This window comes from Streptomyces sp. NPDC006711, assembly GCF_042869775.1.
GTDB lineage: Bacteria > Actinomycetota > Actinomycetes > Streptomycetales > Streptomycetaceae > Streptomyces.
In genome coordinates, this window is sequence record NZ_JBIAGO010000002.1 from 602,616 (window position 1) to 615,743 (window position 13,128).

The 13,128-nt window shown below is 70.1% G+C and carries 11 protein-coding genes and 1 pseudogene; 7 read left to right on the forward strand and 5 right to left on the reverse strand.

Features of this window, described 5'->3' with window-relative positions:
• Positions 1-5 precede the first annotated feature (5 nt).
• The 4 genes from ACFYM2_RS06685 to ACFYM2_RS06700 are packed head-to-tail and all read left to right on the forward strand — an operon-like array spanning position 6 to position 4,723.
• Entirely contained in the window at positions 6-2,033 is a 2,028-nt protein-coding gene (locus tag ACFYM2_RS06685; RefSeq protein WP_388462084.1) for a protein meaA, read from the forward strand.
• Positions 2,030-3,004 (forward strand): CoA ester lyase, encoded by a 975-nt coding sequence (locus ACFYM2_RS06690; RefSeq protein ID WP_358993832.1) that lies wholly within the window; start codon positions 2,030-2,032, stop codon positions 3,002-3,004. The genes ACFYM2_RS06685 and ACFYM2_RS06690 overlap by 4 nt, the downstream gene beginning before the upstream one ends.
• 5 nt (positions 3,005-3,009) lie before the next feature.
• Positions 3,010-3,516 (forward strand): MaoC family dehydratase, encoded by a 507-nt coding sequence (locus tag ACFYM2_RS06695; RefSeq protein WP_350234839.1) that lies wholly within the window; start codon positions 3,010-3,012, stop codon positions 3,514-3,516.
• Between the two features lies 1 nt (position 3,517).
• Positions 3,518-4,723 carry an acyl-CoA dehydrogenase family protein gene (locus tag ACFYM2_RS06700; protein ID WP_358993834.1) on the forward strand — a complete coding sequence of 402 codons (1,206 nt, stop codon included), beginning with the start codon at positions 3,518-3,520 and terminating at the stop codon, positions 4,721-4,723.
• A gap of 35 nt (positions 4,724-4,758) precedes the next feature.
• On the opposite strand, the gene ACFYM2_RS06705 is transcribed toward ACFYM2_RS06700, so the two are convergent.
• Complete coding sequence (locus ACFYM2_RS06705; RefSeq protein WP_350233494.1) at positions 4,759-4,905, reverse strand: hypothetical protein; 147 nt, start codon at positions 4,903-4,905, stop codon at positions 4,759-4,761.
• Positions 4,906-4,907: 2 nt separating this feature from the next.
• Here ACFYM2_RS06705 and ACFYM2_RS06710 point away from each other — a divergent pair, with 2 nt between their 5' ends.
• The gene (locus ACFYM2_RS06710) at positions 4,908-5,564 is read left to right on the forward strand and encodes a phosphatidylserine decarboxylase (protein WP_358993837.1); all 657 of its coding nucleotides are present in this window, start codon (positions 4,908-4,910) and stop codon (positions 5,562-5,564) included.
• Positions 5,551-6,405, forward strand: coding sequence for a CDP-diacylglycerol--serine O-phosphatidyltransferase (gene pssA / locus ACFYM2_RS06715; protein WP_358993840.1), 855 nt, complete (start codon positions 5,551-5,553; stop codon positions 6,403-6,405). Before ACFYM2_RS06710 ends, pssA begins: the two co-directional genes overlap by 14 nt.
• A gap of 630 nt (positions 6,406-7,035) precedes the next feature.
• Here pssA and ACFYM2_RS06720 read toward each other — a convergent pair.
• Positions 7,036-8,556, reverse strand: coding sequence for an MFS transporter (locus tag ACFYM2_RS06720; RefSeq protein ID WP_388833946.1), 1,521 nt, complete (start codon positions 8,554-8,556; stop codon positions 7,036-7,038).
• Between the two features lie 249 nt (positions 8,557-8,805).
• Positions 8,806-9,960, reverse strand: a complete 1,155-nt coding sequence (locus ACFYM2_RS06725) for a glycerate kinase (protein ID WP_388833949.1) — start codon at positions 9,958-9,960, stop codon at positions 8,806-8,808.
• 141 nt (positions 9,961-10,101) lie between these two features.
• On the opposite strand from ACFYM2_RS06725, the gene ACFYM2_RS06730 reads away from it, so the two are divergent.
• A complete protein-coding gene (locus ACFYM2_RS06730; RefSeq protein WP_388833953.1) occupies positions 10,102-11,817 on the forward strand; it encodes a BCCT family transporter in 1,716 nt (571 codons plus the stop codon).
• Between the two features lie 374 nt (positions 11,818-12,191).
• On the opposite strand, the gene ACFYM2_RS06735 is transcribed toward ACFYM2_RS06730, so the two are convergent.
• Positions 12,192-12,485 carry a hypothetical protein gene (locus ACFYM2_RS06735; protein WP_388834252.1) on the reverse strand — a complete coding sequence of 98 codons (294 nt, stop codon included), beginning with the start codon at positions 12,483-12,485 and terminating at the stop codon, positions 12,192-12,194.
• Between the two features lie 39 nt (positions 12,486-12,524).
• Positions 12,525-12,829 (reverse strand): annotated as a pseudogene (locus ACFYM2_RS06740) (maleylpyruvate isomerase N-terminal domain-containing protein); the annotation flags it as partial.
• Positions 12,830-13,128 lie beyond the last annotated feature (299 nt).

Here is a 13,128-nt window from a genome sequence, read left to right on the forward strand (position 1 = left end):
CGTTCATGACGGAGCGTCAGAAGGATCGGCCGTGGCTCATGCGGACGTACGCCGGTCACTCGACCGCCGAGGCGTCCAACGAGCTCTACCGCAACAACCTCGCCAAGGGTCAGACGGGTCTGTCGGTCGCGTTCGACCTTCCGACGCAGACCGGATACGACCCCGACCACATCCTCGCGCGCGGCGAGGTCGGCCGGGTCGGGGTCCCCGTCTCCCACCTCGGTGACATGAGGCGGCTGTTCCAGGACATCCCCCTGGAGCAGATGAACACCTCGATGACGATCAACGCCACCGCGATGTGGCTGCTCGCCATGTACCAGGTGGTCGCCGAGGAGCAGGGCGCGGACATCACCAAGCTCCAGGGCACCACGCAGAACGACATCGTGAAGGAGTACCTTTCGCGCGGGACGCACGTCTTCCCGCCGGGCCCTTCGCTGCGGCTGACGACAGACATGATCTGTTACACCGTGAACAACATCCCCAAGTGGAACCCGATCAACATCTGTAGCTACCACTTGCAGGAGGCGGGTGCCACCCCGGTCCAGGAGATCGCGTACGCGATGTCCACGGCGATCGCCGTGCTCGACTCGGTCTTCGCTTCGGGCCAGATCCCCGAGGAGCGCAAGGGCGATGTGGTGGCCCGCATCTCCTTCTTCGTGAACGCGGGTGTCCGCTTCATCGAGGAGATGTGCAAGATGCGCGCCTTCGGCCGCATCTGGGACAAGATCACGCGGGAGCGGTACGGGATCGAGGACGCCAAGCAGCGCCGCTTCCGCTACGGCGTCCAGGTCAACTCCCTCGGCCTGACCGAGGCGCAGCCCGAGAACAACGTCCAGCGGATCGTGCTGGAGATGCTGGCCGTGACGCTGTCCAAGGACGCGCGCGCCCGCGCGGTCCAACTCCCCGCCTGGAACGAGGCGTTGGGCCTCCCGCGCCCCTGGGACCAGCAGTGGTCGCTACGCATCCAGCAGGTGCTCGCGCACGAGAGCGACCTGCTCGAGTACGAGGACATCTTCGCCGGCTCGCACGTCATCGAGGCCAAGGTGGAGTCGCTGGTGAGCGAGTGCCTGGCGGAGATCGACCGGATCCAGGAGATGGGCGGGGCGCTGGCCGCCGTCGAGTCGGGCTACCTCAAGTCGCAGCTGGTCTCCTCGCACGCCGAGCGCCGGGCCCGCATCGAGTCCGGCGAGGAGAAGATCGTCGGCGTCAACTGCTACGAGTCCACCGAGCCGAGCCCGCTCACCGCGGATCTGGACGGGGCGATCATGACGGTCGACCCGGCCGTCGAGGCCCGGGTCGTGGCCGCGCTGAAGCACTGGCGCGACACCCGCTACCAGCCGCCCTTCAACCACCCGCGCCCGTGCAAGGCCCTGGAGAAGCTGAAGGAGGCCGCCAAGGGGACGGGCAACCTCATGGAGGCCACGCTGGAATGCGTGCGTTCGGGGGTCACCACCGGCGAATGGTCGCAGGCGCTGCGCGAGGTGTTCGGTGAGTTCCGGGCCCCCACGGGCGTCTCGTCGGCCCCGGTCGCGGTCACCGCCGAGCAGGGCACGCCGCTGGCCCTGGTGCGCGAGAAGGTGGCCCGCACGGCGTCGGACCTGGGCTCGGGGCGGCTGCGCCTGCTGGTCGGCAAGCCGGGCCTCGACGGGCACTCCAACGGGGCCGAGCAGATCGCGGTGCGCGCCCGTGACGCCGGCTTCGAGGTGGTCTACCAGGGCATCCGGCTGACCCCCGAGCAGATCGTCAGCGCCGCACTCGCCGAGGACGTGCACTGTGTGGGTCTGTCCATTCTGTCCGGCTCGCACGCCGAACTCGTCCCGGACGTCCTGGTGCGTCTGCGCGAGGCGGGCGCGGGCGACATCCCGGTGATCGCCGGCGGGATCATCCCGCCCGCCGACGCCGAAGAACTGCGCACGGCGGGTGTGGCCGCCGTTTTCACCCCTAAGGACTTCGGTATCACGGAGATCATCGGCCGTATCGTCGACGAGATCCGGAAAGCGAACAAGCTCGACCCGTTGGAGGTCCCCGCATGAGCTCCCCCGTCTCCCCCGTCAACCGGCTCCGCCCGCGCCGCTCCTGCCTCGCGGTCCCCGGGTCGAACCCCCGCTTCCTCGAGAAGGCCCAGGGGCTCCCCGCCGACCAGGTCTTCCTCGACCTGGAGGACGCCTGCGCGCCGCTCGCCAAGCCCGAGGCGCGGCACACCATCGTCAAGTTCCTCAACGAGGGCGACTGGACGGGCAAGACGCGGGTGGTGCGCGTGAACGACTGGACGACCGAGTGGACGTACCGCGACGTCGTGACCGTCGTCGAGGGCGCGGGGCAGAACCTCGACTGCGTCATGCTGCCGAAGGTGCAGACCGCCGACCAGGTCGTCGCCCTGGACCTGCTGCTGACGCAGATCGAGAAGACCATGGGTCTTGAGGTCGGCAAGATCGGCATCGAGGCGCAGATCGAGAACGCGCGCGGCCTGAACAACGTCAACGCGATCGCCGAGGCCTCGCCGCGCACCGAGACGATCATCTTCGGCCCGGCCGACTTCATGGCCTCGATCAACATGAAGTCGCTCGTCGTGGGCGAGCAGCCGCCCGGCTACGGCGCGGACGCCTACCACTACATCCTGATGAAGATCCTGATGGCCGCGCGCGCCAACGACCTCCAGGCGATCGACGGACCCTACCTCCAGATCCGCAACGTGGACGGCTACCGCGAGGTGGCCAAGCGCGCCGCCGCGCTCGGCTTCGACGGCAAGTGGGTGCTGCACCCCGGTCAGGTCGAGGCGTCCAACGAGATCTTCTCGCCGTCGCAGGAGGACTTCGACCACGCCGAGATGATCCTGGACGCCTATGAGTGGTGCACCTCCGAGGCGGGCGGCAAGAAGGGCTCGGCGATGCTCGGCGACGAGATGATCGACGAGGCCAGCCGCAAGATGGCGCTGGTCATCTCCGGCAAGGGCCGGGCCGCCGGCATGAAGCGCACCACGACGTTCGAAGCCCCGGAGGCGTGAGCACCATGCAGTTCGGCCGTACCTACGAAGAGTTCGAAGTCGGCGCCGTCTACAAGCACTGGCCCGGAAAGACGGTCACCGAGTACGACGACCACCTCTTCTGTCTGCTCACCATGAACCACCACCCGCTGCACATGGACGCCAACTACGCCGAGAACACCACCGACTTCGGCAAGAACGTCGTGGTGGGCAACTACATCTACTCGCTCCTGCTCGGCATGAGCGTGCCGGACGTCTCCGGCAAGGCGATCGCCAACCTGGAGATCGAGTCGCTGCGGCACGTGGCGCCGACCTTCCACGGCGACACCATCTACGGCGAGACGACGGTGCTCGGCAAGACGCCGTCGAAGTCCAAGAGCGACCGCGGGATCGTGCACGTCGAGACCAAGGGCTACAAGCAGGACGGCACCCTGGTCTGCGTCTTCCGCCGCAAGGTGATGGTGCCGACCGAGACGTACATCAAGGAGCGCGGCGGAGAACAGCCCGGCCGCCCGGAACTTCGGGAGAACTGAGATGGCCCGTCTCGCGCAGACCGCCGGTCTGACCGACGTCCAGCAGGAAATCCTCTCCACGGTGCGGGACTTCGTCGACAAGGAGATCATTCCGGTCGCGACCCAGCTGGAGCACAAGGACGAGTACCCGACGCGGATCGTCGAAGGGCTCAAGGAGCTGGGCCTGTTCGGCCTGATGATCCCGGAGGAGTACGGCGGTCTCGGGGAGTCGCTGCTCACCTACGCGCTGTGCGTGGAGGAGATAGCGCGTGGCTGGATGTCGGTGTCCGGCATCATCAACACGCACTTCATCGTGGCGTACATGCTCAAGCAGCACGGCACCCAGGAGCAGAAGGACACCTTCCTGCCGCGGATGGCGCTCGGCGAGGTGCGCGGCGCGTTCTCGATGTCGGAGCCGGCGCTCGGCTCGGACGTGTCGGCGATCACGTCGAAGGGGGTCAGGGACGGCGAGGAGTACGTCCTGAACGGCCAGAAGATGTGGCTGACCAATGGCGGAACGTCCTCGCTTGTGGCCGTGTTGTGCCGGAGTGACGAAGGACACCCCGAGGGGACCGCGCCCCACAAGTCGATGACGACGTTCCTCGTGGAGAAGGAGCCGGGCTTCGGAGAGGTCCGCCCCGGGCTGACCATTCCCGGCAAGATCGACAAAATGGGATACAAGGGCGTCGACACCACCGAGCTGATCATGGACGGGCTACGGGTTCCGGCCAATCGCGTCCTCGGCGGGGTCACCGGCCGAGGGTTTTACCAAATGATGGACGGCGTGGAGGTCGGGCGGGTCAACGTCGCGGCCCGTGGCTGCGGTGTCGCGCAGCGTGCATTCGAACTGGGTGTCTCCTATGCCCAACAAAGGCACACTTTCGGAAAGCCGATCGCTCAGCATCAGGCGATTCAGTTCAAGCTCGCCGAAATGGCTACCAAGGTCGAAGCGGCCCATGCAATGATGGTCAACGCAGCACGCAAAAAGGACTCCGGGGAACGAAACGACCTCGAAGCAGGGATGGCGAAGTACCTCGCCTCCGAGTACTGCAAGGAGGTGGTGGAGGACGCCTTCCGTATCCACGGCGGTTACGGCTTCTCCAAGGAGTACGAGATCGAGCGCCTGTACCGCGAGGCGCCGATGCTGCTCATCGGTGAAGGTACCGCCGAGATCCAGAAAATGATCATTGGGCGCCGACTTCTTGAGGAGTACCGGCTCCAGGGTTGATTGTCGCTTTTGAGTCGGTTCGGCCGCGAAGAACATCACACCCCGTAGGCGTTTTCTGAGCGCTTCCGGCCGACCGACTCGGCTTCTGGCTTGCCCAGTTGCGGCTCGCAACCGATACCATCGCCGGTAAACCTGCCGCCGTCCCCCGTTGCCAGCGCGGCATCATCCGCTACGAAGGTCATCCATGCCCCACAGCCAAACCTCTGCACCACGCGACGGCTTCCTCAAGGGACGCCTTGCTCGCGGAGCATCGCCGTGGCTTCTGCCGACCGTCGCCACCGCAGCCCTCAGCCTGGCCCGATCCCGCCGCTCCAAGGGCGCCGCGATCGTGGCCGTGCCCACCACCGCACTGGCGGCGGGCATGCTGTGGTTCTTCCGCGACCCCGAGCGTGAGATCACGCAGGGGCGGGTCATCTCCCCCGCCGACGGTGTGGTGCAGAGCATCATGCCGTGGAAGGACGGGCGTACGCGCGTCGCGATCTTCATGAGCCCGTTGAACGTCCACGTCAACCGCGCGCCCCTCGCGGGCACGGTGACCTCGGTGGAGCACATCCCCGGTGGCTACGTTCCGGCGTTCAACAAGGAGAGCGAGAACAACGAGCGCGTCGTCTGGCACTTCGACACCGAGCTCGGCGACATCGAGATGGTGCAGATCGCCGGCGCGGTCGCGCGGCGCATCGTCCCGTACGTCCCCCAGGGCACCAAGGTGGAGCAGGGCGAGCGCATCGGCCTCATCCGCTTCGGCTCGCGGGTCGACATCTACCTTCCCGAGGGTGTCGAGGTCGCGGTCGAGGTCGGTCAGGCGACCACGGCGGGGGTGACTCGAATTGACCGTGATTGATCCCGAGACGCAGGCCGGCTGGGTCCCCGAGGCGGAGTCCGAGGACGACGTCGAGGAAATGCCGCTGTCACTGCGCCTGTCGATAGCGGACACCCTCACCCTCGGCAACGCCACGTGCGGCTTCATGGCGGTGTACTTCACCACCACCGGCATCCTGATCCCGCACCTGTCCGGCAGCCAGGAGACCGGCATGGCGCGGCACTCCGCCGCGACGGCCGTGATCCTCATGCTGCTCGCCGCGATCTTCGACCTCTGTGACGGTCTGGTCGCGCGCAAGCTGCGCAGCTCCCCGATGGGCGCCGAGCTGGACAACCTCTCGGACCTGATCAGCTTCGGGCTCGCCCCGGCGTACTTCGTGCTCGTGTACGGCATGGTCGCCGACGACGCCCATCAGCGGGTGGCGGCGGTGGCGGCGATCACGGTGCTGCTCGCGGTGGTGCTGAGACTGGCGCGCTTCAGTTGCGTGACGATGAAGGACGGCATGTTCCAGGGCATGCCGAGCCCGTTCGGCGCGCTCACGGTGGTCTCGATCGTGCTGCTCGAGCTGCCGTTCGTGCCGACGCTGCTCGCCGTCATCGGGGTCGCCTGGCTGATGGTGAGCCGAGTGGAGTACCCCAAGCCTCGGGGTGTCCTCGCGGTGGCGATGCTCAGCTGGATCATCGGGGCGATGGGTCTGCTCGCGGCGTGGGCGTTCGACGCGCCGGGCGGGCAGCTGCTGCTCCAGACCGGCTGCGCGCTCCAGATCGTCCTGGCCGCCACGATCCCCCTCTTCGCGACGGCCCGCCGGGTGAACACGTTCCGCGGCAACCGGCGTGAGGCGCGGGCGGCGCAGCTGCCGTAGCTCCGCACGGTGCTGGACTTGAAAGGGGCCCCGGGTCGATGAACCCGGGGCCCCTTTTGCGATCCCCTGGTGGTGCGTTGCTGGTCGCGTCGGGCGTCAGGCGTCGGATTGATTCGCGGGGGCGGGGGCGGGGGCGGGCGTCGGGTGCGGACCGCGGGCGCTTGCCGCGCAGTTCCCCGCGCCCCTGGCGGGGCTGGTGCTGGCCCACCCGGCATACCCCAGCTCGTCCGCCCCTGGCAGGGCTCGTGCTGGCCCACTGGGACATACCTAGCCCGTCCGGCGTTTGAGGACGAGCGCCTTCAGCGCGAACGGGGTCTGGGGCGGAGCCCCAGGGAGCTTGGCTGCCGACCGTGCGTGGCCGGTCGCGCAGTTCCCCGCGCCCCCGGCGGGGCTGGTGCTGGCCCATGTGCATATACCTAGCCCGTCCGGCGTTACCCCCGGCAGGGTCGGTGCTGGCCCGCATGGGCATACCCAGCCTGTCCGGCGATTGAGGACAAGCGCCCTTCAGGCGCGAACGGGGTCTGGGGCGGAGCCCCAGGGGCCCCGGCTGCCGACCGTGCGTGGCCGGTCGCGCAGTTCCCCGCGCCCCTGGCAGGGCTGGTGCTGGCCCACCCGGCATACCCCAGCCCGTCAGTGGGCGTTTTCCGTGGGGCGGAGGTCGCCCGGGATCTTCGCCCAGGCCAGGACCGCCGCGGCCAGCGGCAGGGCGGCCGCCAGGAGGAACGTCGGGGTCATGCCCGAGGTGAAGGCCGCCGACGCCTGCTCCAGGAGCAGCGCGCCCGGCCGCCCGCCCAGCGACGAGGCCACGTGGGCCGCCTCGCCGACCGAGTCGCGTACGGACGCGGTCGCCGCGCCGTCCAGGGCCAGCCGCGGCAGGTGCGTACGGTACAGCGCCGCCGCGACGCTGCCGAGGATGGCCACGCCCATCGCCGCGCCCAGCTCGTAACAGGTCTCCTCGACGGCGGCCGCGCCGCTGACGTGCTCCTTGGGCGCGGACGCCATCAGGGTCACGGACGCGGCGGTGGTCGCCACGCCGACACCGCAGCCGAGCACGCCCAGCGCCACGGCGACACCGGGGTAGGCCAGCGGCCCGGACTGCTGGAAGAGCCACGGCAGCGCGAGGCCCGCGGTCATCAGGAGCAGGCCGCCGCCGATGACGTGCCGGATCGGAAGGCGGTGCATCAGGACCGGGGTCACCAGCGAGGTGACGACCAGGCCGAGCGGGGCCGGAAGCAGCCGTGTCCCGGCCTCCAGGGGGCTGTACCCCTGGCCGTACTGGAACCACTGCGTGACCAGGAAGAGCGCCGAACCCAGCGCGATCATCCCGAGGAAGATCGAGGCGGCCGCGATGCTGAACGACCGGTTCGTGAACAGTCGCACGTGGAAGAGCGGCTGGGCCAGGCGCAGCTGACGACGGACGAAGACCGTGAGCGCGAGGGCCGCCACCACGAGCAGGACCCACGCGAGGGGATCGGCGGGCCCGCCCTTGCCCAGCTGCTTGATGCCGCCGGCCAGCGCGAGCATGCCGACCACGGACTGGCCCACACCCCACCAGTCCCAGCGGCCCTCGCGGGGCTGCCGCGACTCGGGCAGCAGCCACGCGCCGAAGGCGATGATCACCAGGGCGACCGGCACGTTGATCAAGAACGCGGACTGCCAGCCGTTCCGCTCGACGAGCAGCCCGCCGACCACCGGGCCGAGCGCCATGCCGCCGCCGAACACGGCGGCCCACACGGCGTAGGCCAGGGCACGTTCGCGGGCGTCGGTGAAGACGTCGCGCAGGATCGACAGGGTGGACGGCATGATCGCCGCGCCGCCCACGCCGAGCAGCGCGCGGGCCGCGATGACCTGCCAGGCCTCGGTGGCGAACACCGCGATTAGGGACGCGAGGGCGAAGGTCGCGAAGCCGGCGAGGAGCAGCCGCTTGCGGCCCCAGCGGTCACCGAGCGCACCGGCCGTCACGAGGAGGCCGGAGAGCGCGAGCGCGTACACATCGATGATCCACAGCTGCTGTACGGAGCTGGGCTGAAGGTCGCTGACCAGCGAGGGAAAGGCGACGTTGAGGATCGTGGTGTCCATCGCGATGAGCAGCAGGCTGCCGGAAAGGATCGCGAGGACGACCCAGCGCCGTGGGTCGAGGGGCGGCGTCATGGAACACTCCAGTATCGAATGAGACACAAGTGTCTCATATGGCGTGGAGAGGTGCAGTGCGGCGGGGGTGGCAGGAGTGGCCGACGGGCCGCTCGGGCGCGGGTCGGCCGCCTGGACGGCGTCGGCCTGCGTTCGACCGGCCCCTCGTCCAGGGAACGACACAACGGCCCCCCTCGCGCGGTGCGAGGGGGGCCGTGGGGGTTCGTGGGGCCGGGGCCCAGGGGGCGCCGATGATGTCGCGCGGGTGGGCTACCGCAGGAAGTCGCCCGCGATGTTCTGGGCGACGCGCTCCAGGAGCGGGCCCGCATTGGCCATGCAGCGGGCCGGGTCGGGTTCGAGGTCGGTCAGGGCGTAGGCGCGGCGGATGCCGGCCTCGCCGAGCTGGCGGGGCTGAAGCGCGAGCCGGCCGCACACCGCGATGACCTCGATGCCGGCCGCGCGGGCCGCCGCCGCGACACCCGCCGGAGCCTTGCCGTGCAGGGTCTGCTCGTCGAGCGAGCCCTCACCGGTGATGACCAGGGTGGCCCCGGCCAGCGCGGGCCCGAAGCCGAGCACGTCGAGCATGACCTCGATGCCCGGCCGGAAGACGGCGTCCAGGGCGACCAGCGCGCCGTACCCGATGCCGCCGGCCGCCCCGGCGCCCGGAGCGAGCGCGGCTTCGGCCGCCTTCGCGCCGAGGGCGCCTTCGAGGACCTTGGCGTAGTGGGCCAGGGCCGCCTCCAGGGCCGCCACGTCCTCGGGCGAGGCACCCTTTTGCGGACCGTAGACAGCGGGGGCGCCCTTGGGACCTGTCAGCGGATTGTCGACGTCGCTGGCGAGGACGAGTTCCACGTCCGTGAAGCGGGCGTCGAGGCCCGAGAAGTCGGCCGTGGCGAGGTCGGCGAGGGCGCCGCCACCGGGGCCGACGGGCGTGCCCGCCGCGTCCAGGAAGCGGGCGCCGAGCGCGGCCAGCATGCCGGCGCCGCCGTCCGTCGTCGCGCTGCCGCCGACGCCGAAGACGATGGTCCGCGCGCCCGCGTCGAGCGCGGCACGCAGCAGTTCGCCCGAGCCGTAGGTGGTGGCGGTCAGCGCCGCGAAGACGCCCTCGGGGAGGTGCTGGAGCCCGGAGGCCTCCGCCATCTCCACCACGGCCACCCCGTCGCGCACCGCGTACGCGGCGGTCACCGGCGTGCCGAGCGGCCCGGTGACCCGCGCCTCTCGGCGCTCGAATCCGGCCGCCACCGCGGCCGCCACCGTGCCGTCACCGCCGTCGGCGACCGGCAGGGTGTCCACCCGCAGATCCGGGACGACCCGCCGCAGCCCGGCCGTCACCCGCTCCGCGACCTGTACGGCCGTGAGCGAGCCCTTGAACTTGTCCGCCGCCACGAGTACGCGGGCGGTCTCCAAAACTGCGCCGTCCGTCACTTGTTATCCCTTGCTTTCGAACAGGCAGTCGCGCCGCTTCAGACCCTATCCGTCCGGAGTGCGCCTGCCCATAGCCGACCGTGCCGGCAGGCGGCGCGCCACCCCACAAAGTGCGTACTTTCCCCACCATAGTGGGGCGTCATGAAGAGGGATTCGATCGATCATTCCGGCGCCGGCACCGCGCCGGACAGCCCGCCCGACGAGCCCGCGCCCTCCCCCGACCACACCGTGATCGCCGTCGGCGTGCTCGCGGTGGCGGCGGTGGTCGCCTGGGCGGCGCTCGGCAAGAGCTCCTTCGACAGCGCCTCCTCGACCGCGCTGGCCTGGGTCCTGGACAACTTCGCCTGGCTCTTCGTGGTCGCAGCCGACACGTTCCTCGTGCTGTGCCTGGTGCTCGCGATCAGCCGGTACGGACGGATCAGACTGGGCGCCGACGACTCCGAGCCGGAGTTCACCAATCTGGCCTGGATCGCGATGATGTTCAGCGCCGGCATGGGCATCGGCCTGATGTTCTACGGCGTGGGCGAACCCCTCACCCACTTCCTCAGTCCGCCCCCGGCCACCGGCGCGCGTCCCGGCACGGGCGACGCCGCCCGCACGGCGCTCGAGTACTCCTTCTTCCACTGGACGCTCACCCCCTGGGCGATCTACGGCATCTCGGGCCTGGCGCTCGCGTACGCGGGCTTTCGCAAGCAGCGCGGCAACCGGCTCTCCTCCGCCTTCGTGCCGCTCATCGGCGCCCGGCGCGCGGACGGCCCGCCGGGCAAGTGCATCGACCTGCTGGCCGTCTTCGCCACCGTCTTCGGCACCGCCACGAGCCTCGGCCTCGGCGCGCTCCAGGTCGCCGAGGGACTGAACATCACCTCCGGCGTCAGCAACTCCCGGACGACCCAGCTGGTCATCATCGCCTCGCTCTCCGCGGCCTTCGTGCTGTCCGCCTTCTCCGGCCTGCACAAGGGCGTGAAGTGGCTGTCCACCATCAACATCGTGCTCGCGGCGGTGCTGATGCTCTTCGTCTTCCTGCTCGGCCCCACCGTCTACGTCCTTGATACGATCCCGGCCTCGATCGGCGGCTATCTGCACGACCTGATTCCCATGGCCAGCCGCACCGGCGCCTTCACCGACCGGATGTGGCTCGGGGCCTGGACGATCTTCTACTGGGCGTGGTGGCTGTCCTGGGCGCCGTTCGTCGGCACCTTCATCGCCCGCATCTCGCGCGGCCGCACGATCCGCGAGTTCCTGATCGGCGTGCTGCTCGTGCCCAGCGGCGCCACCATCATCTGGTTCTGCGTCATGGGCGGCACGGCGATCCGGCTCGAAGCCACCGGCGCCGCCGATCTCGCGGGGGCGGTCAAGGACGGCGCGGAGGCCTCGCTGTTCGGGATGCTGGACGCGCTGCCCATCGGCACCGTCACCTCGTACATCGCGATGGCCCTGGTGATGACCTACTTCATCACCAGCGCGGACTCGGCGTCCCTGGTGATGGGCTCGCTCACCAGCCGGGGCTCGCTGCACCCGCCGACGTGGCTCGTGGTGATGTGGGGCGTCCTGATGGCGGCGGTCGCGGCGGTGCTGCTGGTCGCGGGCGGCCTCAAGTCCCTCCAGACGGCGACGATTTTGGTGGCGCTCCCCTTCGTCCTGGTGATGCTCGGCCTGTGCTGGTCGCTGGTGAAGGAGCTGCGTGAGGACCCGGGCGCGGGACCCTCGCGCCACGGCGCCCTGCACGGGCTGCGGGACGCGGTGCGGGCGATGGTCGGCGACGCGATCACCGAGCAGGGCCCGGCCCTGCACCCCCGGCTGCGCCGCGCCGCCAAGTCCCGTACGGAGGACGACGGTTCGGGCCGGCCCCAGCCCTGAGGGAGTGGTCCGTCCCGGGCAGGCTCCAGTCCTGAGGCCGTGGTCCGGTGCGGGCCCGCGCACCGGACCACGGACGTCCGCTCAGGCCCCCAACGAGCCGCGCAGGAAGCCCAATTCATCCCAAGCGCGCAAGGGGGGATGCGCACTGCCCTCCCAGTAGACGGTCGGCTTGGTGACGCCCCGAGGCCGCCTCGCGGGTTTGAGCCCGGTGTCGCGGCTGACGAATGGCGAAGAGTCGATGTCCTACCGGCTCGAGGCGCGCCCAACCGCCCCGCTACGTCCTACTTCTCCTCCGGCTCCCAGGCGCGGAGCAGGTCGAGCAGCCCTGCGTCTCCGTCGACGTGCAAGGAGTCGGCCTGGATCCGGTCGTACAGCTAGAGGACCAGCTCACTGGCCGTGCCGTGGACGGAGGCGCCGGCTGCGTCCGAGTCCTCGCCGGTCGCGGCGGTGGGCGCGGGGATGCGGGTAATGCGTGCGCCGTCGCCGTCGACGGTGAGGCGCCAGGAGCGGCCCTCGGCGGCGTGGAAGTCGAAGGCCGTGGGCTTGTGCGGCCAGGCACTCGGCGTTGCGCAGACGGTGAACAGGAACTCTTCCACACCGTCGAGTGCCAGCTCGACCGGCAGCGGCTGCGGGGCTCCCTGGGCGAGCTGGGCGTCGTAGGTGTGCACCGCGGTCTCCTGGACCCGGTGTCGGGCGGTGCCGCCGGCGGTCTGCGGTGACTGCGACGCGGGCCACCACGTCCAGCAACCGTTCTCCGGCCCCGCCGCGCGCAGGGCGCCCAGCAGAAGCTGCGTCGACGCGTCCAGCCAGGCCAGCAGGGCCTCACGCTCCTGCGGCACTTCCAGCACGGCGCGCGCGGCGACGGCCTCCGCCGGGGCGCGTCGGCGGGCCCCGCGCCGACGATGGCGGCCCAGAAGCGGTCTCCCCCGCCCAGGTGCTTCACCAGATCGAACAGCGTCCACCCAGGACAGGTCAGCACCGGTGCGTCGAGACCGGGCGCGGCGGCGACCACGGCGCGGAAGGCGCTCGACCGCTCATCGATCAGTCGCAACAGGTCGGGAAGTCAAGATCCTTTTTCACACCGGATGTCTATCACCGTGCCCCGGTGTCGTACAGCGATTTTCACGGTCGCCGCCGGTTGGCCATGTGCGGACGTCCTCGCCTCCCACCGCCCGGGTACGGGCTGCGCACTGCTGCGGGGACGCTGGTGGTAGCGGTACGCCAGGCGTCGTGCCTGTGGGCGATATGGTCTCGCCGCGACGCGGCCTGGCACCTGGGCGACATGACGTCCACCCGGTGCGCGCGGTCATG